The organism is Nostoc sp., assembly GCF_036917935.1.
Classification (GTDB): Bacteria; Cyanobacteriota; Cyanobacteriia; order Cyanobacteriales; family Nostocaceae; genus Nostoc.
The window spans coordinates 21,891-44,510 of sequence record NZ_JBALEL010000036.1; the positions used below are offsets into that span (position 1 = coordinate 21,891).

General features: G+C 41.9%; 18 protein-coding genes and 1 pseudogene. 8 read left to right on the forward strand and 11 right to left on the reverse strand.

What is annotated here, in order from left to right; translation table 11 throughout:
- The first annotated feature begins 91 nt into the window (after nt 1-91).
- Together pdxA and V7K62_RS14800 are read left to right on the forward strand one after the other, a co-directional pair.
- Nucleotides 92-1,183 carry a 4-hydroxythreonine-4-phosphate dehydrogenase PdxA gene (gene pdxA / locus V7K62_RS14795; RefSeq protein WP_334865142.1) on the forward strand — a complete coding sequence of 364 codons (1,092 nt, stop codon included), beginning with the start codon at nt 92-94 and terminating at the stop codon, nt 1,181-1,183.
- Between the two features lie 279 nt (nt 1,184-1,462).
- Nucleotides 1,463-1,702 (forward strand): hypothetical protein, encoded by a 240-nt coding sequence (locus V7K62_RS14800; protein ID WP_334865143.1) that lies wholly within the window; start codon nt 1,463-1,465, stop codon nt 1,700-1,702.
- 496 nt (nt 1,703-2,198) lie between these two features.
- Here V7K62_RS14800 and V7K62_RS14805 read toward each other — a convergent pair whose 3' ends face one another.
- Both V7K62_RS14805 and V7K62_RS14810 read right to left on the reverse strand, forming a co-directional pair.
- Nucleotides 2,199-2,492 carry a protein rep gene (locus V7K62_RS14805; RefSeq protein WP_334865145.1) on the reverse strand — a complete coding sequence of 98 codons (294 nt, stop codon included), beginning with the start codon at nt 2,490-2,492 and terminating at the stop codon, nt 2,199-2,201.
- A gap of 351 nt (nt 2,493-2,843) precedes the next feature.
- Nucleotides 2,844-3,563, reverse strand: coding sequence for a response regulator transcription factor (locus V7K62_RS14810; RefSeq protein WP_334865260.1), 720 nt, complete (start codon nt 3,561-3,563; stop codon nt 2,844-2,846).
- 666 nt (nt 3,564-4,229) lie between these two features.
- Here V7K62_RS14810 and V7K62_RS14815 point away from each other — a divergent pair.
- Nucleotides 4,230-4,385 carry an NACHT C-terminal helical domain 2-containing protein gene (locus tag V7K62_RS14815; protein WP_334865147.1) on the forward strand — a complete coding sequence of 52 codons (156 nt, stop codon included), beginning with the start codon at nt 4,230-4,232 and terminating at the stop codon, nt 4,383-4,385.
- 300 nt (nt 4,386-4,685) lie between these two features.
- A pseudogene (locus tag V7K62_RS14820) lies at nt 4,686-5,132 on the forward strand (rhodanese-like domain-containing protein); the annotation flags it as partial.
- Nucleotides 5,133-5,510: 378 nt separating this feature from the next.
- On the opposite strand, the gene V7K62_RS14825 reads toward V7K62_RS14820, so the two are convergent.
- The 7 genes from V7K62_RS14825 to alaS all read right to left on the reverse strand — a co-directional run bounded on the left by V7K62_RS14825 (nt 5,511) and on the right by alaS (nt 14,240).
- On the reverse strand, nt 5,511-6,140 hold the full coding sequence (locus tag V7K62_RS14825; protein WP_334865149.1) for a ribonuclease D: 630 nt from the start codon (nt 6,138-6,140) through the stop codon (nt 5,511-5,513).
- Between the two features lie 89 nt (nt 6,141-6,229).
- Nucleotides 6,230-6,778, reverse strand: coding sequence for a CAP domain-containing protein (locus V7K62_RS14830; RefSeq protein ID WP_334865151.1), 549 nt, complete (start codon nt 6,776-6,778; stop codon nt 6,230-6,232).
- A 545-nt stretch (nt 6,779-7,323) separates the two neighbouring features.
- A complete protein-coding gene (locus V7K62_RS14835; protein ID WP_334865153.1) occupies nt 7,324-7,854 on the reverse strand; it encodes a CAP domain-containing protein in 531 nt (176 codons plus the stop codon).
- A 427-nt stretch (nt 7,855-8,281) separates the two neighbouring features.
- Nucleotides 8,282-8,569, reverse strand: a complete 288-nt coding sequence (locus V7K62_RS14840) for a hypothetical protein (protein ID WP_334865155.1) — start codon at nt 8,567-8,569, stop codon at nt 8,282-8,284.
- Nucleotides 8,570-8,757: 188 nt separating this feature from the next.
- Complete coding sequence (locus tag V7K62_RS14845) at nt 8,758-9,918, reverse strand: class I SAM-dependent methyltransferase (protein WP_334865157.1); 1,161 nt, start codon at nt 9,916-9,918, stop codon at nt 8,758-8,760.
- A 28-nt stretch (nt 9,919-9,946) separates the two neighbouring features.
- Nucleotides 9,947-11,182, reverse strand: a complete 1,236-nt coding sequence (gene trpB / locus V7K62_RS14850; RefSeq protein ID WP_334865159.1) for a tryptophan synthase subunit beta — start codon at nt 11,180-11,182, stop codon at nt 9,947-9,949.
- A gap of 415 nt (nt 11,183-11,597) precedes the next feature.
- On the reverse strand, nt 11,598-14,240 hold the full coding sequence (gene alaS / locus V7K62_RS14855; protein ID WP_334865161.1) for an alanine--tRNA ligase: 2,643 nt from the start codon (nt 14,238-14,240) through the stop codon (nt 11,598-11,600).
- Between the two features lie 244 nt (nt 14,241-14,484).
- On the opposite strand from alaS, the gene V7K62_RS14860 reads away from it, so the two are divergent.
- From V7K62_RS14860 to V7K62_RS14870, 3 genes are all read left to right on the forward strand, one after another.
- Complete coding sequence (locus tag V7K62_RS14860; protein ID WP_334865163.1) at nt 14,485-14,685, forward strand: heavy-metal-associated domain-containing protein; 201 nt, start codon at nt 14,485-14,487, stop codon at nt 14,683-14,685.
- Between the two features lie 933 nt (nt 14,686-15,618).
- A complete protein-coding gene (locus V7K62_RS14865; RefSeq protein ID WP_334865165.1) occupies nt 15,619-16,644 on the forward strand; it encodes a GGDEF domain-containing protein in 1,026 nt (341 codons plus the stop codon).
- Nucleotides 16,645-16,948: 304 nt separating this feature from the next.
- Complete coding sequence (locus V7K62_RS14870) at nt 16,949-19,681, forward strand: tetratricopeptide repeat protein (RefSeq protein ID WP_334865166.1); 2,733 nt, start codon at nt 16,949-16,951, stop codon at nt 19,679-19,681.
- 36 nt (nt 19,682-19,717) lie between these two features.
- Here V7K62_RS14870 and V7K62_RS14875 read toward each other — a convergent pair whose 3' ends face one another.
- Nucleotides 19,718-19,975: a type II toxin-antitoxin system ParD family antitoxin gene (locus tag V7K62_RS14875; protein ID WP_334865168.1), complete on the reverse strand. Its 258-nt coding sequence runs from the start codon at nt 19,973-19,975 to the stop codon at nt 19,718-19,720.
- An 86-nt stretch (nt 19,976-20,061) separates the two neighbouring features.
- The gene (locus V7K62_RS14880) at nt 20,062-20,799 is read right to left on the reverse strand and encodes a Ycf66 family protein (protein WP_334865170.1); all 738 of its coding nucleotides are present in this window, start codon (nt 20,797-20,799) and stop codon (nt 20,062-20,064) included.
- Nucleotides 20,800-21,090: 291 nt separating this feature from the next.
- On the opposite strand from V7K62_RS14880, the gene gndA reads away from it, so the two are divergent.
- Nucleotides 21,091-22,521 (forward strand): NADP-dependent phosphogluconate dehydrogenase, encoded by a 1,431-nt coding sequence (gndA, locus tag V7K62_RS14885; protein ID WP_334865172.1) that lies wholly within the window; start codon nt 21,091-21,093, stop codon nt 22,519-22,521.
- Nucleotides 22,522-22,620 lie beyond the last annotated feature (99 nt).

Genomic DNA, 22,620 nt, shown 5'->3' on the forward strand with positions numbered 1-22,620 from the left:
CCCTACTGGTTCGGGGGGCAATCCCTACTGTCACCAGGAGAGAGATGGGGAAATTGGAAAAATTTGATGATAATAATTATGAAGAGATTTTATGTATCAAAATAATCAAGGTAGTTTAATAAATTTTGTAAAAGAAAATCGCCCGCGTTTGGCGCTGACGCTGGGAGATCCGGCGGGGATTGGGCCGGAGGTGATTTTGAAAGCTTTAGCAGATCCAGAAATTAGTAAAAAATATGACGTTACAGTGGTGGGTAACGGGGATTTGCTGGCACAGACTTATCGCAAATTGAATTTAACTGAGAATTTTGCACCTTTGGCAAATCCAGATGAGTTGTCAGTTAGTGATGTGGAGTTAGATGGGAAAATTAAAGATGAAATTATTCCAGGAATAGGTAATGGGGCGAGTGGTGCGGCTAGTTTTGCGTATATGCAATATGCGATCGCTCAAACACTCGCTGGTAAATTTGATGGTATTGTCACCGGGCCGATCGCTAAATCTGCTTGGAAAGCCGCAGGGTATAATTATCCAGGGCAAACGGAACTTTTGGCAGAAAAATCAGGTGTTGACCGTTTTGGGATGTTATTCGTAGCGCGATCGCCCCATACTGGTTGGACACTGCGTACTTTACTTGCTACCACACATATTCCCCTACGTCAAGTAGCCGATGTGTTGACACCGCAGTTGTTGACACAGAAATTGGATTTGCTGGTGGAGTGTTTGGAGAGGGATTTTGGTATAGATAGAGGGAGAATTGCGATCGCCGGGTTAAATCCCCACAGTGGCGAACAGGGACAACTTGGGCGTGAAGAACAGGATTGGCTAATTCCCTGGTTAGAGCAAGAACGGCAAAATCGACCACAATTGCAACTAGATGGGCCGATACCGCCAGATACGATGTGGGTTAAACCTGGTCAAGCTTGGTATGGAAATTCTTTAGTCCAAAATCCGGCTGATGCTTATTTAGCACTTTACCACGACCAAGGCTTAATTCCTGTGAAGCTGATGGCGTTTGATCGGGCAGTTAATACTTCTATTGGTCTTCCTTTCGTTCGGACTTCACCAGATCATGGAACAGCGTTTGATATTGCGGCTAAGGGAATTGCTGATGCTACGAGTATGAAAGCAGCAATACATTTAGCGGCTGAGTTGGTTAGTCAAAGATTGACGGTGGGGTGTAGTTAAAAGTTCTTTGTTGCAATATTTACTCTTGAATAATGCTTAATTGAATTTTGAAATTATCGGAGACATCACCAATATTGAAATAATTGCTGTTGGTAACTCCATTCGTGAACTAGAACGCTTGCGTAAAACTTATGGTTCAGGACGGTAGCGGAAACTTAAAGGCTTTGCAACCATTAGTTTAGACGACGGAAGCATTTATGAAACTGAGTTACACAGGTAGGAAGCCCACGGAATTGGTAAGAAAGAAATCAAAATCAAACGCTTTCTATAGGAGTAGTTATGCAGTCAGCGAACACAGAAACTCAATATGTTGTTTGCATTATCAACAAAGATTATCCTGCTTCTTTAGAAATTCGGAAAATTTACCAGACTGTTCCTGATTCTGATGCTGTTAAGCACCGAATGATTAGAGTTATTCATGAATCAGGTGAAGACTATTTATATCCTAGCAATTATTTCGTATTGATTGAATTACCAAAAGCGCTTGCAGAAGCTTTTTCTCTAGCTAGTTCTAGTTAAATAATTCGTAATTCGTAATGACGCTCGAATACTCGCTAACACTGCGCTAACGTAATTCGTAATTAAGTTTTGCATTAGCGAGTCCGCGTTCGCTTCTAGCGTCTGGGGATTTGAACCCCAAACTTTGTTAAAATTTAATTATTCGTTGCAATGACTCTAAAATCTATTTCAAAAAATAGCTGCTACTCATCACCAAAGCTGCCTTGAATTATATTGTGCCAGCTATTTCTGTCTCATTATAGCGGTTATCAGTTGAGTGAGGTACAAGAACCCCACCCCCAACCCCCTCCCCGCAAGCGATGAGGGGGCTATGATCTACTTCATTTGATTAGGAAAAGCTATAATCCGAAATATGAACACCGGAGCATTCGGGTAGTGCTGGCGAGATTTATTTATAGCAGCTAATTCATCTCTATCAGTCAAATAGTCTCCACTCTCAGGTTCAACAGCTATGTACCAGTTGTAGTGAGTATCTTGACTAATCTTAGTTATCACTCTATATTAAATCTTTGTAATCTGCGCTCCCATCGGAAAAACAAACTTTCCCATCTACCTCATTCGTCTCTTCACTTTCATCAATGAGGTCTTGGTTTTTCTCTTCTAATTCGCGCATATACTGCCTGAGTATACCCCCAACAGCGATCGCTCTAGTTTTATGCAGTTGACGGGTTAACTCTAAAAACCATTCCCTATCACCCACCAAATCTGACTCTTTCACCTGATACTTGAGAATTTCTGGGATGAGTAGTGAAGGGTTATGATGCTTTGCGATCGCGCTAGTATGAATCATTGGCTGGTAATCAATCCGTAAGCACTGCTGCCACAACGCTACCCATTTGGCATAAGTCGGTTAAGCTCTGTACATTTCGATTTTTCTGGAACTTATTTTGAGACGATATATTAAAAGCAATAAAGTTACTGTCTGAGGCTTGAGCAGACACAAAATCACCAAATCCGTTTGTATCAACGTCCCAAATTAACGCAAGTTATACAGTCAAGCCTCAGTAAAAGTATTTAGTTAAGTCAGATGTCATGATAATTTATAATTATTACCCCATGCCTAAATGCGCTTTTTTGTCTCCATTAGTAAACAATAGTGCAAGTACTGATTAATTACGAATTACGAATTACGAATTACGAATTACGAATTAGTAATCTCATCGGGCGCTTCAAACTTGTAACCATAACCCCGCACAGTTTTAATAAACTCCGGTATGCTGGGATCGACTTCCATCTTTTTGCGAAGCTGACCAATATGCACATCAACCACCCGGCCATCTCCTACGTAGTCGCAACCCCAGATTTTTTGGATTAGCTGTGGACGACTCCAAGCCTGATTAGGATGACTTGCCAAAAAATGTAAGATATTAAATTCCAGCGCTGTCAAGGCGAGAGTTTTATCGTTAAGTGTTACCTCCCGACCCTCTGGATTAATTGCTAGCTGCTTAAAAACGATGCGTTGTGTTGGGGAGGGGTTGATGTAGCGTATCCGCCTCAAAAGAGCTTCTACTCTAACTTCAACCTCTGCAAGACTAAATGGTTTAGTCATGAAATCATCAGCACCTGCACTTAAGATTTTAATTTTATCAGCCTCGTCAGTTCTACTAGTCAGTATCAGCACTAAAACATTAGTACGACTCTGCATTTCTTGGCAAAGGCTATAACCAGTAACATCCGGCAAATTCCAATCCAGAATTACTAAAGCTGGGTTGAATTGTTCAAACAACGATAAGGCAGTCTTACCATCTGCTGCCGACTCTATTTGATATTTCCGACTTAAAAAACGATAGACGAGATTTCGCACCCCGAAGTCATCATCAACGATCAGAATTTTGGGAGTAGTAGCAGTAACCATAACCATAATGTTGCCTATTGTAGATTGGGCGATTCGCTGTTGCGCCAGTTTTACTTTACGTGTTTCTGTTGAGAGTGTATTCACGCGCGTCTCTGCTGAGTACGATCGCGACTGTAGTACTTGTGTACAATTAATTTTCCATCAAGCTTATGAAAACTTCAGCCATCATCATGCTGATAAAATGTGTAATTATCGGATGATTTTTGGATGATTTTGAATTTATATTGTAGAATGCTAAATTTTTACATTGTAGGACAAGTGTAATTAAAAACCATCTCCGTAACCGCAAATAGTGCAAAGACACATGCAGAAGCGAGGGCAATTGCTACAACTTTAAAAGAGCAACGCACTCCCTGATTGATTAGGTCTCTACAAAGGCTCACAAACTAACTTATCAGCCAATCTAGATTCTCAACTCCGACTTACTCGACTGTACTCTAGCCAATAGGTATGTTCTCTTGAAGAAGGTCTACGAAAATCTACCCTGGTGCATTTACATGTAGCTATCCTCTTAAGCATATACTATACTACACTACAAGTTTCAGCCTGAGACGATGACAACGCAAGGACTGAAAGCATCACTAGAAGGTATAAGGGCAGCAAAAACAGCTTTAACAAGACAGAATAAAGGCGTCAGTGGCCAGAAAAAGAAATTGAATACAGCAAAAAGAATTGCTCCAGCAATATTACGATGTCAATAAATTGCTGGTGGATTGCCTCAATAGTGCTGCTTATGTAACTCCAGAAGTGCAACAGGAGATTGAGGAGACATTAATATTAGCGATCGCTGATATTAAAAAGATATGCAATTACTATACTCATCGCTAAATATTTTTCATTTTAAACTAATGCTTTTGTCAATTTATGAGGAATTTAGTAACATTAAAAATGTCTAAATGACTGAAATATCAAAAACATAAACTTTAAATATATTTAATTAGATTTATAGGAAAGATTGTCTGCCCATACTCTCAAATGGCATTATTTGCAATTGATTAATTGGTAGAATTTTGGGAAATAACTCCATCTATCTGAGGAGAGAGTTTGAGGATATTCATACCAGAGAAAGAGCAATTAAATATGTTCAGTTCGCTAAATTGCTATTAATATCGTCACCAAGGAAAAATTATGGTTAACAATTTAGTCGGCGGCATCATTCCCCCACAGCCCCCAATAGAAGCACAATCTGATGCTCATACCCTGAAGACTCGTCTGGAATGGGGCGAACCAGCTTTTACAATCCTGGATGTGCGCGATCGCACGACCTACAACGAAGGTCACATTATGGGAGCAATGCCCATGCCAGCAGATGAATTGGTAGAGCGTGCAGTAGCTTCTTTGGATAAGAGCCGTGATATTTACCTTTACGGTGCCAATGAACAAGAAACTGCCCAAGCCGCACAACAACTGCGTTCTAATGGATTTGAGCATGTTTCCCAACTCAAAGGTGGTCTTGCCGCATGGAAGGCGATCGGTGGGCCAACAGAAGGTATTGTTGAATCAAAAACTCCCCCAGGTGCAGATGACTACAATGTTGTAGATCGGCTAAAAAACCACCAAGAAAATCTGCAAAAGGGAGGTACTAGCGCAACGGAAGCTATTAAGCAGGGAGCAAGTAACCTCAAGGAAGGCATTCAAGAGGGAGCAAGTAACCTCAAGGAAGGCATTCAAGAGGGAGCAAGTAATCTCAAGGAAGGCATTCAAGAGGGAGCCAGTAAGCTCAAGGAAGCTGCTAGTGAATCTAAAACTCCTAGAGACAATGATGATTCCAATGTTGGCTCTTAGGCAAAAAAGAACTTAGCATGAGGGTTTGTAGTAAGCACTTTAGTGCTTGGAAAATAACGGCTTTAGTCCTTACTACGAACTTAGCTATCAATTTCAACTTGACATATCACTAGCCGCGATCGCCGAGCTTTGGAAATTTATTCTAGTTACTGCCGATTCCCTATTCGATCAGTGTTCAAACAAATCCTTAAATTGCAACAAATCTAAGGAAACTATCGTTGGGAGAAACTCAAAACATTCTTGAGCAATTTGCCAGCGTTCTTCTCGTTTGAGCATTTGTATTAGCTTCTGCTGCACACTAAGTAAGTAGCGCACATCATTGGCAGCATAACTTAGTTGAGCTTCAGATAAGCTAACGGCGTTACCCCAATCAGAACTTTGAGAGCTTTTATCTAGTTCCACTTTTTCTAACTCTTGTACCACATCTTTGAGTCCGTGGCGATTTGTGTAAGTACGGGCTAATTTACTGGCAATTTTGGTGCAAAAAATCGGCCCTACCTGAATCCCCAGATTGGCTCGCAAAGTGGCAAGGTCAAATCGAGCAAAGTGAAACACTTTCACGACATTGACTGCTTCTAAAAGTTTTTTTAAGTTGGGGGCGTCAGCTTGTCCTTTGGCGATGCGGATTGCCGTCACTTTCCCTTCTAGATTGCACAGTTGGACGAGACACAAGCGATCGCGCAGCGGCAACAATCCCATCGTTTCTGTATCAACTGCGATCGCCGTAGATTCTAAATACTGGCTAAGGGCTGCGTCACTGAGGTCGCGATCGCTCACCTGAAAATCTGGTAATGTCATCAATTTTTCAAAAATAATAGCAGTGTCCAGCAGATAAAAGTCTTGTCAGACACTACATTATTATTGTGCAAAAAAATCAGAAATTAAATCTACCTAGTGCGAAAAAACATTTGTGTCAGGTAGACTTCGCCTTGATTATTAGTAGCAACGCCAATTCCAGTCAGGTTGTAATTTCCTTTAAGATTCTTTAGATGTCCGGGACTGTTGATCCAACCAGTAACAGCTTCCTCTACGGGGTTGCTATATCCCCGATTGAAAGCAACATTTTCCGCCGCACTGTTGTAGCGAATAGGGATAGCTTTGACTCGCTTTTCAAATCCCTGATGGCTAAATGGGGTTTTGCCTTTAGCCATATTTTGACTATGAATTCTTGCCTGTCGAATTAAATTTGCATTTAAGGTCAACTTTGGTAGCCCTTTAGAAGCCCGATATCGATTAATTTGGTCAAATACTGATTTTTCTAGCTCAGTAGTTTTAAAAGTAGGAGTCGATATTGCAACCTGACTGGAAAAAAGCGACAACAGCTTATTACGGGTGGATGTATTCGTAGAAGTATGATTTGGTATCGGAACTGTCGTTAATCCACTAGCAAGGACAAGCGCACTTAAAGCGATGCCAAAAGCAGTTTGTCGGAACATGGAGAATTGCGTAATGTGTAGAGATATAAGACTTCTACTCTACCTTATTGTTCCGAGGATATGCACCACGATACTATTAAGGATTGATGAATTTCGGCAATTTGGCTATATCCTTTAGAAGTAACACAAACAATCATTTGCAATTGTCAGTACTTCAATAGGTCAGCTTCATGAAAATCAGGGTTAATTTTGCTGAGAATTTAAGATTTTCATGGATTACTAAAAAAATCATGTAGTATTCGATAGACAAATGTCATTGAAACTACATTGTTCAATATCTAGCAAAAGCTTTGCTAAGTAGTCAGACAGAATTAATTACACAATGACTGTAAATATTTTTGTCCCACTACTTAACAGGTTGAAGTCTGGGGAATTTGAGAAAAAACCTAAATTTTACTAAATCTAACGCCGTGTGCAATTTTTACTCAAACCTAACCTCCCAGCCCCCTTGCGTAATCGGGAATGACTAGAATTCAAAGCCTCTCTTTTTGCAGGAGAGAAGAATGGAGTGAGGTCAGAATATTAAGTTGCACATCGCCTTAAACTTATGAGCGAATGAAGATTTGTGTGAAGTAGATTCCGCCTTGACTGTTCTTGGCGACACCAATCCCTGTTTTATCATAATTACCTCTGATATTGGCAAGATGCCCTGGACTTTTGAGCCACCCTTGAACAGCTATTGTGGCAGGATCAGTATATCCCTGGTTGAAAGCGACATTTTCACCCGCTGCTCTGTAAGAAACACGGGTTGCTTTAAGACGTTCTGAAAATCCAGTATGTCCAAAGGGAACTGTACCATTAGCCATGTTCTGACTGTGAATCCTAACTTGATTATCGATGGCAGCATTACGAGTTAGTGCTAGTAGCCCTTGGGAAACTCTGTAGTTATTAATTTGGTTAAAAATCGACTGTTCTAGAGTAGCAGTGTCGATGCTATATGCTGCAATTTTAACAGTATTATTTGATACACTTAAAGACATCGGCGTAAAAGCTGGATTTGTTACAGGAGTAGCGATCGCTCCACTACTGAGAAAGAAAGTGCCTAAAGTAACGCTGTAAAATATTGATTTGATCATTTGCTGGAAGTAAACTTTTAGACAATCTAACCAACTAATATCAATGTGACAAATTGCTTATAGGTCTATATAGCTCTATTTGTACCGTTTTATGTTCAAAAACTACCAGCAAACGTTTAAATCCACAATCTTACGACAAAATAGTGCTACTTAATAAAAAATTGTCCTCTACCATTAGTATGATTGTTTTTATTCCATCTTCTGTACTTAGGGTGTTATCTAGTGTAATTACTAGATTTTTTAAATTTTTTAGTTCTATATTACGCTTATTCATCTTCAAAATTCAGCTATTTTACTGTTTCTAAGTATATTCAATAGCTTTCTTTACGTCTAAAAACCAGTAATAACCGATTGTGATAGTTGAAGATACGGAATCTAGGATAGAAATGGCATGGATTTCTTCAGCAAAATTCCTGCGTGATTTCAACTAGCTTTGGTTGAGGGTTTCTAACTCTTCCTGTACCACGCGCAACACCCGTGCAATATATTCTGCACGCCACTGTTCCCGTTCCTTAGTTACTTTGGCATCCGGCTCGTAAGCTTCAATCTCAGTAGCCAATAAAAGACCTTTAACCTCTAGCAACCGTTCAATGGTGTCTAGCCGCTCATGCAGCACGGACACCTCACCAGTCAAAGCCATGACGATCGCGAATAATTTATCAGTTTGCGGATTTTCTAAGTAAACAGGTCGTTTACCCTTAGCTATTTTTGTCATCCTAATACCAATTCTCCAAAAATAAGACTAGACATACAAAAGGAGGAAACCCAGAGAAAATCTGACTTCCTCAATTACGAATTACGTTAGGTAGCGAGTCCGCGTACCCTTTCAGGGAAGCAAGCTACGCTTTTAGCGTCTGTCTGCGACACGCTGTTCGCGTTCGTAGAGAGCGTCATTACTAACGCTTACTTAGTTGCAGCAACCACAAACCAGGTGTCTTGGCTGCCTGAGTTACCATTTTTAACCAGGCCATTAGTTACTTTGGCTTTCCATGCCCCATTCGGGACAAATTTCTCGAATGTCTTATCTGCTGAAAAACCAGCCTCAGTAACTAGCGGCACCAAATCTAAATCGCGTACAGCACTCCAGAAAGGTTCGTTGTTGTTAGCGGTTTCCCAATCATAAATAAACTGTCTATAAACATCCATGTGACGATACAGGGGTGCTTCTACATGGATCATCATGCCACCGGGAGCCAGTAGACGATAAGACTCTTGCATAACTTTACGCACAGATGACGGGGGGATTTCATGCAGCAAAATGTGAGAAACCACTAAGTCAAATGATTCATCGGGGAAGTTAGTGTGTTCGGCATTTTGCTGAGAGAAATGTACCCGTTTTCCTAAGTCTTCGGCTCTTGCATGAGCGTAACGCAGCATAGATGCGCCTACATCTATGGCATGGACTTCTGCATCTGGGAAACCATCCACATAAGGTAATGTGCTATTGCCGACAGAGCATCCCATATCGAGAATTTTCTTCGGTTTAAAGTCGGGATACTCTGGTAGGAGGTAGTTTTGGACTATAGATAGCCCCATATCATCGTTGAGCGGCCCTAACCAACCTAGTCCATAAACATAAGCGCCGCGATCGTAGGTTGCGCCGGCTGCGACATCATCAGCAGTGAATTCACTGTGATATCCTCCGGGCATACAGTGAATGTCTACAGCCTTTTGATGAGTAGGTATTTGAAAATTTGGGTCGAGGGTTAAAGTACCCAGTTCACGACCCTTATCTTTGGCACGCTCAATCAATTCTGGCAGTTGTCTATCAACGTTGGCATTTACAGCATCCCATAACATTTCCTGGTTGATGCGCTTGAGGGCACTAGTCCAGCGGTAATAGGGTTCGTGCTGCATTACTTCCCGAATTTCATAACGATTTTGGGGAGGACGCTGATGTTCTTGTTCAAACTTCGGCTTGCCTAGTTTTTCATAAACTACCTTATTACCAGGAAAGAGATTCCTGAAAATGTGCATTTTCATACTTTGCACAAAGTTTTGGCGTGCCAACTCGTCGTGAGTGGGTTGCGGTAGCATAGCGTGTTGGAATTGTTGATTTATCATTGCTTCCTCTCAGGAATTTGAGCTATATTTACGCAGGATTTAATAACTTGGCTACTGTTTGTACATCCTTATCACCGCGTCCAGAGCAGTTAATTACAATCCGAGGATTGCCGGTTAGCTGGGGACAGAGAGTTTCGAGATAAGCGATCGCATGGGCTGTTTCCAATGCTGGGATAATCCCCTCCAATTTTGACAATCGCCCAAATGCCGCCAAAGCCTCTGCATCCGTCACACTATAGTATTCGGCGCGACCAGTATCCTTCAAATAGCTATGTTCTGGGCCCACACCGGGATAATCTAACCCAGCACTAATTGAGTGTGCCTCAATGATTTGCCCATCTTCATCTTGCAGCAGGTAGCTCATAGCTCCGTGCAATACACCAATTCGTCCTTTTGTCAAGGTTGCGGCGTGTTTTTCGGTATTGACACCTTCTCCGGCTGCCTCAATCCCAATGAAGCGTATAGAAGACTCATTCATAAACTCATAGAATAGTCCCATTGCATTGGAACCACCACCCACACAAGCCAAGAGAATATCAGGCAATACACCCCACTTTTCCATTGCTTGGGCGCGAGTTTCTTCGCCGATTACTGCATGGAAATCACGTACCATCATTGGGTAAGGATGGGGCCCTGCTACCGAACCCAGGATGTAGTGAGTCGTTTCCACATTCGTCACCCAATCTCGGATTGCTTCGGAAGTAGCATCCTTCAAAGTTCCGGTTCCCGCCTCGACTGGACGCACTTCTGCCCCCATTAGTTGCATTCTGAATACATTCAAAGCTTGGCGTTCCATGTCATGAACGCCCATGTAAATTATGCATTCCAGCCCAAAACGAGCGCAAACTGTGGCTGTAGCAACTCCATGTTGTCCGGCACCTGTTTCAGCAATAATCCGCTGCTTACCCATACGTTTCGCCAACAATACCTGACCAAGGGCATTATTGATTTTGTGAGCGCCAGTATGATTTAAATCTTCACGTTTTAAGTAAATTTGTGGCCCGGTGCGATCGGGTCGGGCATAATGAGCAGTCAGGCGTTCAGCAAAATACAATGGGGTCGCACGTCCTACATAGTCTCGTAACAACTGCTGTAGTTCTGCTTGAAAACCAGGGTCATTGCGGTATTGCTGATAAGCTGTTTCTAATTCAGCAAGGGCAGGCATGAGCGTTTCAGGTACATACTTACCGCCAAAGCGTCCAAAGCGGCCTAGCGTATCTGGAACTTGAGCAATTGAATTTGGAGATAGGGGAGTGGTAGTCACAGGCTGTTTCGATGACGGGAACGACTTAATTATTATAGAAAAATCTGAAGCATATCTGGGGAATGGGGAGGAAGTAGGGGGCAGCACTCATAGGTGTCAACTTAAGCCCTCATCCCCTAACCCTTCTCCCAGGGGAGAAGGGGAATTGAATGTCTAGCTCCCCTCTCCCTTGGGAAGAGGGGCTGGGGGGTGAGGGCAAAACGTTGTTACCAAGCGGGTTTCACGTTAAGTTGACACCAATGGGCAGCACTTCTCTACGAGACGCTCCGCGTAGCTTGGTTCCACGAAGTGGTACGGCTACGCTCAGTGACCGAGGGGCAGGGGAAGCAGGGGGTAATTTTAGAATTTACTAAATCATCGCGCAAATATGCAACGCCTAAAATTCGTCTCCTATTAAGAGTTCACGTTCGGCTTATTAACCCAACGCGGACTTTAATTCACTTTCGGCTTGTGCCAACGCATCTGGTAATTTACTTGCATCGCGTCCGCCGGCTTGGGCTAAGTTCGGTCTTCCACCGCCACCGCCACCGCAAATTTTAGCGATCGCACCAACAAATTTACCAGCTTGCAGTCCTTTTTTGTTCACTTCTGGACTAAAAGCTGCAACTATACTCACTTTCCCAACTTCTGGAACAGAACCCAGCACCACCGCACCGTTACCGATTTTTTGCAACAAGCGTTCGGCTGCGGTTTTCAATGATTCTGGATCAACATCTTCTAATTGGGCGACAATAATTTTATGATCGCCTACGGTTTCTGCTGTTTGTAGCAAGCTGTCTGATTTAGCGATCGCTAGCTGTACCTTCAAGGTTTCTAATTCCTTCTGGCTATTTCTCAGTTCGCTTTGCAGACTTGTGATTCTGTCTGGTAATTCTTCAGGTTTAACTTTAAAGCGATCGCTCAAATCTTTAACTACTTTATCCCGCAGATTTAGATAATCTAGTATTGCTGGCCCCGAAACAGCTTCAATCCGCCTTACCCCAGAAGCTACACCCGCCTCTGAAATAATCTTGAACACGCCAATTTCAGCAGTGTTACTCACATGAGTCCCACCGCAGAGTTCCATTGATACGCTGGGGAAGTCAATTACCCGCACTTCATCGCCGTATTTTTCCCCGAACATGGCAACAGCACCCCTAGCTTTCGCCTCTGCTAAAGGTAATACTTCCACCTTTGCAGCAGTGGCTCCAGCAATCCAACTGTTCACCTGTTCCTCAACTTGTTGGACTTCCTCTGCTGTCAACGCGCGGGGACAGTTGAAGTCGAAGCGCAACCGATCAAAGGAAACCAGGGAACCAGCTTGAGAAATACTATCATCGACAATTTTCTTCAATGCCGCTTGCAATAGGTGCGTTGCGGTATGGTTAGCTTGGGCGCGACGGCGACAAGCCGGATCAATTTGGGCGGTGACGCGATCGCCTACGCGTAGTGTACCGCGTTCGATGCGTCCGAAGTGAACAAAGAAATCAGATTCTTTTTTAACGTCTTCTACCCGAACAACAATACCATCACCAGAGATATAACCGCGATCGCCGATTTGTCCCCCAGATTCAGCATAAAATGGCGTTTTGTCAAGAACAATTTGTACCTCTGTCCCCGCTTCTGCTTCCTCTTGGGAAACACCTTCTACCAAAATCGCTTCGACTTTCGCCGTCGCCGTCGGTTGGGTATAGCCTAAAAACTCGGTGACTTGGATGTGTTCTGCTAATTTGTCGAGGGAACCTTGCACAGTTAAATCGATGGTTTCATGTGCTGCTTTAGCACGTTCCACTTGCTTTTGCATTTCGGCATCAAATCCCGCGTCATCGACTGTCAGATTATTTTCCTCGGCAACTTCTTGAGTAAGTTCCAGGGGAAATCCGTAGGTGTCATAGAGGGTAAAGGCACTTTCACCGCTAATTTGAGTTTCCCCTCGCTGTTTCACCTCTTGGATGATTTCTTCTAGCAGTTTTTCGCCTCTATCCAGAGTTCTGAGGAAATTGGATTCTTCGCGTTGCAACTCAGCTTTAATTGCTGCTTCCCGTTGCCGCACATTGGGGTAAGCTGATTCGGAAAGAGCGATCGCAGTTTCGGCAACTTGGGTAGTAAATTCGCCAGAAATCCCAATTAATCGCCCATGACGCACCACGCGCCGAATTAATCGCCGCAGCACATAACCCCGTCCGACATTGGAGGCGCGAATTTCATCAGCAATCATGTGGATGACAGCGCGAATATGATCGCCAATGACTTTTAGGGAAGTTTTGGTTTTTTCATCACTGCTGTGGTAATCAACACCAACAATTTGCCCCGCTGTTTGGATAATTGGAAAAATCAGGTCAGTTTCGTAGTTATTGGGCACTTTTTGGAGAATTTGCGCCATTCTATCCAAACCCATGCCCGTGTCAATGTTCTTGTTTTGCAGCGGCGTTAAATTGCCGGAAGCATCCCGGTTATATTGCATGAAGACGAGGTTATAAAACTCGATAAACCGAGAATCGTCTTCTAAATCTATATTTTCGTCACCGCGTTCTGGGTGGAAGTCGTAATAAATTTCTGAACAAGGCCCACAAGGCCCAGTCGGCCCAGATACCCAAAAGTTATCATCTTCGCCCAAACGTTTAATTCTCGCTACCGACACACCGATTTGATCGCGCCAGATTCCAAAGGCTTCATCATCATCTTTAAAAACGCTGACGACGAGATTTTGAGGGGAAAAGCCAAAGACTTGTGTAGATATTTCCCAACCCCAAGCGATCGCTTGTTCTTTAAAATAATCACCAAAGCTAAAATTGCCCAGCATCTCAAAAAACGTGTGATGCCGTTTGGTGCGTCCGACATTTTCGATGTCGTTGGTGCGGATACACTTTTGCGAAGTTGTAGCCCGCTTAAATTCTGGTGTGCGCTGCCCTAAGAATATTGGCTTAAATGGTAGCATCCCCGCGATCGTCAGCAGCACGGTTGGGTCTTCTGGCACGAGGGAGGCACTTGGGAGAATTTGGTGTTCCCGTTGGGCAAAGAAGTCGAGGAATATGTTGCGAATTTCGTTACCGCTTAGGTAGTGGGGATTTGAAGACATGGGTGTTTTTAACTTTAGACTTGGGCGTAGCGGCACTAGGTAAGTGGATTTTCATAAATAGCTTTATATATTCTTGCATTTTGTTTCAGCTTACTGCCAGCAAATTGTGTCAGTCGGTGAGCAAAATGCAGTGATCAGGACGTTTTTACACCATAATCTAACTCTAGTGGGATGCTCGAACGCATTTCGATGGTTAAGATTAATCCTTAAGAAAAACTTTATTTTTTCCATGTTGAGGTAACAAATGGCACTGATGCTGAAGGTATCAAATATTGCTTGTGAAGGATGTGCGGAAATAATTACTGAGTCTATCCACGTTATGGAACCTGAAGCCAAGGTGGATGTCGATGTTAACGCTAAAACTGTCACGGTGGAATCGGCAGCTTCTGAGGAGTCAATCAAACAGGTAATTGTTGCTGCTGGTTACGCTATAGAAGGTTATTGATCGGGTTCTAGGTTTTCACAGAAGTTTAGATTTTAATATCTCAGGCGACGTTAAACAAAATTTTTTATATTTATTCCGCCCGTAGAAATGGCAGAATGAAAATAATTTACCCATATTAGGGGCAGGTTTTGACATCAAGTTTTTTATTTAGCTTTGTTTTCTAGATTTCTGATGTTGGAGCAAATAAAAAAAGAGGTGAATTAAGTAAATAAGCAAACACAGATAAAGCATAAGCAGAGATGTTTTTCTCCTGTTAACGCATCGTCAAACTTGGGTTAATACCTCAGTTAAATTGGAGATTTTCAGCCGACAAATCCGGTCTGTAATTGTAGGTTATGTTAGTCCCAGAAAGCTACTGCCCATAACAGGAGGTAGTTTTTATGTCTATTTGATTTGCATTTTTTTATAATTCAACACCTTTCTTGATACTTGATAAAAGCCTAGTTCATAAAGAAAAAGACTGAAATGCTCTATGGAAAATAACATTGTTAATTCCATGATCAAATTTTTGGTTTTATAATTCAATAAAAAAACTTTATATTTTCTTTATTTTTCTACTGAAGAAGAAATTTAGCTCCTTGACATAACAGTTATTACAAACTATTTATTTTGGTAATTCCACTAGGGAAACAGCACTGAAGAAACTACAGCAATAGTTTTTATACTTCTAAAAAATATTCAGTATTTTCACTGTTTTAAAAATAAACTGTAAAGAAGACATTAGTTGTCAGAAGTGAAGAGTTCAGAAACTGTAGTAGTAAATATAAAGCCTTAAAAGGAGATTTAACTTGAAAATTCACTGTAAATCGGCGTTTAAAATATATATCAAGAAATAGAAGCCAGTCTAAAATATCATATTTAGTATTAATTAAAAACAGCAGTAAATTACTAAAAATAATTTTTTAAAATTTAAATAGGATCAAAAATAAAGCAATGAGTATTTCTATTCTGGTCTTTGGAAAAAATAACTTTATCGCCACAGTTCCAGATCAGATCCGTTCTGCGACTGCTTTTAATGTAGAAGTTATAGACAATCTGAATCAGGCAGTATCGCGAATTAAAATGACGCCTCCCGATATAATACTGGTGCAGGCTAGCCTCAATGGTAGTATGGAATTGTGCGGTTGGTTGAAAGACCAGATAAAACTGTCGTGGATATACTGTATTCTCTTCGAGGATCGTTCCCAGCAGCTTATTGATAGAAATAAGGGTTGGCACAGGGAATTGGAGATGAGTACTGCGGCACTAAAGCAAGGAGCCGATGCTTATATTTGGCATCTTATTGAAGAAAAAACAGACCATAACTTGGCAGAGTTGACTGCCAATCATGGACTCATACTTGCTCAATTGACAGTTGGCTTGCGGAAAGCACAAAAATACCGAGATTTGATTCGGACAAATGATATGTTATCTGCGATCGCCTTAGCCGATTCGTTGACAGAATTAAATAATCGTCGGGCTTTAGAATGGGACTTACCCAGGCAAATTCAAAGAGCTAGGACTCAAAAAACTGACCTGAGTTTGATTATTCTGGATGTAGATCATTTCAAGAAAGTTAACGATACTCATGGGCATTTAGTAGGCGATCGCATTTTGCAAGTATTATGTCAGCGTTTGCGCCACAATCTGCGCTGTCAAGATACAGCATTCCGCTATGGTGGCGAAGAATTTGTAATTCTTCTAGCTAACACTAGCGATGACGAAGCACTATTAGTAGCCCGTCGTCTCAATCGTATAGTCAGCGACGAACCATTTGCACTCAACAATAAACTGACAATTAATATCACCATTAGTCTGGGCACAGCCTCTCTGCAAGCTGAGGATGATAAGCAAGGAGAGAGTCTGCTATATCGTGCCGATCAATATCTGTTACAGGCTAAAACTTCTGGGCGTAATCGGGTGATTAACTCGAACTACCTATCTCATCATGGCTTACATTTGAAAGCTGTTTCTTCGTGAAAGTGCGGGGCATACGTGTCAATTTAAGCTAAAACCCTTTTAAAACCTCATTGGGCAGCAGCCCCAAGTGAAAATTATTTTGTCAAAACTAGAATTGCTTTACTAGGGTACGTTTCAGTCGCAATTTTTTATGGCTAATGGTAATGCGATCGCGAGTTGCTATCAAAGGCTAAGATTTAGTATTAAAAATTACAATGGTTCAATATAATTTTTATATAATTCCTTGAAATACGCTATTTGAGGTGTTGAATTAAAATAGGAGTCGCTAAAATCTATACATCAAACCAAGTATTCCTATTACTAAATGACAACTCCAATACCTTACTACATCTCTCGTAAGCAAGCGCAGGATTTTCTCGCTAAATTTACAAAAGCACTGGAATTTCCAGAGTCTAACCCACTGCTGTCTCAGGTTTATGGGTTCGGGGGAGTTGGTAAAACTACCCTCATCAAAAAACTGAAAGAGACGCACCAATTGCAAGCCGACTTTGCAGAGGTGTCCTTTGGGCTTACAGCAGGTATTGAAACGCCACTGAAGCTAATGGAAAAGCTTTATGAGCTATTACCAAAACCTACCGGACTCTGGCGAAGGGATTTATTACCTAAACCCGACCCTTTTACATCACTTTATGAGCAGTATCAGGAAACTGTTTACAAGCTGAAAACTGAACCTGTACAAGGTAAATCAGTTGATACAGAGCAACAAAATACAGTTAAGGATTGGTTTGAACTAGGAACAGCCACACTGCTAGCCACAGGTGCAGGCTATTTGGGAGATCATGGAACAGCATTGAGTTTAGGTTTGGATGCTACGGTCAAGGCTGGAGGAATGTTATCAGATGCATCACAGGCACTCAAACCTACGAAAGAGCGTATACAAGAACTACTGCAACAGCATCCAGCAACGAAGAACGACAAACAACTTCAGGAATTGATGCTGGAACCAATACCCAAGTTGACTCATGCATTTGCTCAAGGGTTGATCCAAAAAACTCAAAAACACAATCGCTCGATTGTACTGGTTCTAGATACCTATGAAAAGGCATCATCAGATATTGACACTTGGCTGTGGCAGTATTTGTTAGAAGATACGCCTCTTAAGTCTTATGGTGTACGTATTTTGGTGGCAGGACGACGTTCTTTATTAGAAAAAGAAAGTTGGCGGAAGTTGCAACAGGATCGGGATTTAATCTATGAACAACAGCTAGATGAATTCAACAAAGAACAAACTAAGGAATATCTTCAGTATATTGGTATTACTAAATCTGGAGATATTCAGAAAATATATAAAACTACTCAAGGCTTACCCTACTATCTCAACTGGATTAGACGAGAGAAGGAAGCAGGTAGAGATATTGACGATTTTTCTCGTGGTAACAAAGCAATTACTGATCTGCTACTGCAAGGACTAAATGCAAATCAAAAACAGATAGTACAATTAGGCGCTTGTTGTCGTTGGTTTGATCGGTCGTTGATTCAGTACTTGATGCAAAAGCAAGGAATAGACTTTGAAACTGGTGTTCATGCAAGTATAGACTGTTTTGATTGGCTAACAAAGTGTGATTTTGTTGAGTTTGTTCAAGGTCACTATCGGCTGGATGATGTAGCTCGTAATGTTTTTAGGTTGTCATTTTGTAATGAGGACAGAACACGATTTCGTGAAACCCATGAATTGCTAGCCACATATTTTGAGCAACAAGGTAACCAAGAAGTTGCTCCAGATAGCCCTGAACCAGAAAAATACGATAACTATGATTGGCGTCAATACACTGCTGAATTTATCTATCATGCTCTCTTTGGGAGAAGAGATGAGGGTCAGCGTCAATTTCTTTCCCATTTCTTTACTTCTCGCTATCTTAAACAACTTGAAGTAGTAATGATTCCTTTCGCCGCAGTTGTCGCAGAAGCAGCAGTAGAGAATTATCGCCTCTTGCCCGATTCAACTAATAAGTTTCTGAAAAGCATAAAATTGAGCTTTTTCTTTAGTTGGATGATGTTAACAGAAAATCCAGCTAAATATGAAATTAACTACGAGAATCTGATTGGCCCCTCCAAAGAAGAAATAGAAGCAGCATTACGACCTTGTTTTACTCAAGTTGATTTTTTGGAAGATGGACTGGGTAAATACGCTGGGCTGTTGTACAAATCCTTACGTACCCAACCAAATCAGCAAGTTGATTTGCTACAGAGGGCAACAGAGCAAGCTGAAAAAATTGTAACTAATAGTTATCCTGAATTCAATAGTAGTCTATTCTTAAATTTAGGTAATCAGCAGGATAATCTAGATCGTTATGAAGAAGCGCTCGTGAGTTACAACAGAGCCTTAATAATTCAAGATGATAATCCCATAATTTATTACTGCCAGGGCAATGTCTTGGGAAAATTAGGTCGTTATGAAGAGGCGCTCAATAGCTACGATAAAGCCTTGCAAATTAAAGATGACTATGGCGATGCTTGGAACAACCGAGGCTCATTACTGGCAGGATTAGAGCGTTATCAAGAAGCACTTGCTAGTTTCAATAAAGCTTTAGCAATTAAAGATGATGACCTGAATGTCTTGAAAAACCTAGCTGTTACACTGTTGTTCTTACGTTCTTATAAAGAGGTAATCACTATCTGCGATCAAGTCTTAAAGATTAAATCCGACGCTACTGAGATTTTGAGCAACAAGGGTTTGAGCTTGAGTTTGTTGGGGTGTTATGATGAAGCATTGGCTAACCTCAATGAAGCTATAAAACTTCAACCAGAACATCCACTTTGGTGGGCTAACCAGGGCATTATCTTAGCTCGTGCAGGGCGTTACCAAGATTCACTCATTAGTTGCGAGAAAGCTTTAGAACTACAAGCTAATGATGAGAGTGGCTATTATGGCAAAGCTTGCTATTTCGCCTTACAAAATGATGTTTATTTAGCTATTGAGAACCTACAACAAGCAATTAATATCAATCCCTCTCGATGCCGTATAGAAGCAAAAATAAACCCTGATTTTGATAGTATTCGGGACAATGTAAGATTTCAGGCATTACTACAAGGTTAAATGAGCAGATTATATTCACAGGTGATGGACTTCCAATTAAAAGGTATCCATCTCTAATTTATGTGACAGTCGCGCCATCACCACTTCACCATTTACTACGTCTCCACGTTCAATAGAAGCAAGCCCAACAGCTATTTTTTTCTGGGTTTCTTCTTCCCATTCCTGATAACCCTTCTCCCATTCTTCTAGCAGTTTTAATGCTTTAGCAATCACATCTTCAGCATTTTCATATCTACCTGTAGCAATTCGGGTTTGTATAAATTGCTCGTATTCCGCTTTAAGCTGGATGTTCATAATTTTTTGGAAATTAGCCCTAAAATAGCCTGATGGAAATAGTAAAACCCAACATTATATTAGGTTAACGTTGGGTTTTACTAAATTCAACCAGCTTGATTAGGCGGTGTTGCTTCCGGTGGCGTTTCCGCTGGGGGAGCGAGTACCGCATCCGGCACAATGTCTTCTACAGAAATCGGTTGCTTATCCTCAATTTCAAAATCTGGTTGCGCTGCTTCCACCAATTCAGGAGATGGGGGATGTGGGGGAATCGCTTCCGGTACAGTTTCGGTTTTTGCTTTGGTGTCAGTAGTAACTATCTCCTCTGCTGGTTGTTTTGGTATGACAATAGTTTTGTCAATAATCTCAATAGCAGGTTTCTCTGACAGAACAGAGATAATGTCTTCAGGTTTGGGGGTTGTGGGTGTTTTTTTACTCACAGTCTGTTGCACCTTGTCTTTCGCGCCACTGAAGGTGCTACCCAGACCTTTTTGCAACTGGCCTAGCCGTTCCTGAAGGGACAACCTATTTACCTGTTCCTGAATGCCAGTTTTCACTGTCTCAGCACTGGGTATTTGGGTTTGTTGTGCCTGCGGGGTCAATTGCCGACGTAATGATAGAGTTTGCCAGCCAAACCAGACCAAAAGAGCCACACTAGCCAGATGACCCAGCAACAAACCCCCAGTAATGCGTGGTGCAAACACCCATAAGACTAAAGCGTAGAACAATCCTACGCCACTCCAGATAAAGTCATTCTTGCGGTGGATTTCTGGGAAAAAGAAAGCTGCTATATAAATGGCTAAACTACCAAGACCGACCACCAAAGCTAGGACAAATGCCAGCATTATTTGGTTACTCCTTTGACTAGGGATTGGGGACTGGGGATTGGGTATTGGGTATTGGGTACTAGGAAAGAATTTATCAGTTCCCAGTCCCTACTCCCCAATCCCCAATCCCTTAACTAACAATTTTGCAAGTCAATTGTTGATTTAGATACAAATTAAAATTAATTATCCGTGTTAGTTGTGGATTTTTGTCATTTATATCAAGTCTTAAGGTCTTCTTTAGGGGAGAAGGGAAAATATCGGACTACCCTTATAGGTAAAGGATCTGCAAGAGTTAGCCAGAAATTTTTTATGACACTACAAAGCTTTGGTGTGATTGGATTAGCCGTTATGGGTGAGAACATCGCTCTCAACGTGGAGCGCAATGGCTTCCCAATTGCAGTTTACAACCGCTCCCGAGAAAAAACGGATGCGTTTATGGCGCAGCGCGCGCCAGGAAGGAACGTCAAAGCCGCCTTTACTCTAGAAGAATTCGTCGCCTTATTGGAACGTCCCCGCAAAATTCTAGTAATGGTGCAAGCTGGTAAGCCAGTGGATGCGGTGATTGCTCAACTCAAACCCTTGTTAGACGAAGGCGATATCATTATCGACGGTGGCAACTCTTGGTTTGAAGATACGGAACGACGCACTCAGGAATTAGAACCCGCTGGGCTTCGGTATCTTGGTATGGGTGTCAGTGGCGGTGAAGAAGGGGCGCTGAATGGCCCATCTCTGATGCCTGGAGGTACAACAAGCTCTTACGAGTTTCTATCACCAATTTTCAACAAAATTGCTGCCCAAGTCGATGATGGCCCTTGTGTAACCTACATTGGCCCTGGTGGTTCTGGCCACTATGTGAAAATGGTACACAACGGCATTGAGTACGGCGATATGCAGCTAATTGCTGAAGCCTACGACTTGCTGAAAAATGTCGCTGGATTAAACCCTACTCAGCTACATGACGTGTTTGCTGAATGGAACACCACCGATGAACTCGATTCATTTTTGATTGAGATTACGAAGAATATCTTCCCATATCTTGACCCAGAAACAAATCTACCCCTGGTGGATTTGATTGTTGACGCAGCAGGTCAAAAGGGAACTGGACGCTGGACTGTGCAGACTGCGTTGGAATTGGGAGTCTCTATTCCCACAATTACAGCAGCAGTTAATGCCCGGATTATATCTTCGATTAAAGAGGAGCGGGTAGCAGCATCGAAAGTCCTCACAGGCCCCAGTGGCAAGTATGACGGGCAAACTAAGGACTTTATCAACAAAGTACGCGATGCTCTCTATTGCTCAAAAATCTGTTCTTACGCTCAAGGGATGGCGCTGCTATCTACAGCTTCCAAGACATATAACTGGAATTTGAATCTGGGCGAAATGGCGCGGATTTGGAAAGGTGGCTGTATTATTCGCGCTCGCTTTTTGAATAAGATTAAGAAGGCTTTTAGCGAAAATCCAGCTTTGCCTAACCTGTTATTAGCTCCTGAATTTAAGCAGACAATTCTCGATAGACAGACTGCTTGGCGGGAAGTGATTGCGACAGCTGCAACACTAGGAATTCCAGTACCCGCATTTAGCGCATCCTTGGATTATTTTGACAGTTATCGCCGCGATCGCTTGCCTCAAAACCTGACTCAAGCACAACGCGACTACTTCGGCGCACATACTTACCTGCGTCTTGATAAGCCCGGAAGTTTCCACACTGAATGGGTTCCTATTGCTGAAGCCCAGAAGTAAACTTTCACACTTCTAAATTATCAGCTTATTTGTAGGTGACTCTAGATATTAGAGTCACTTTTTTGTTAATGTTTTTTCTCAAGGTATTTTCAAGTTAAG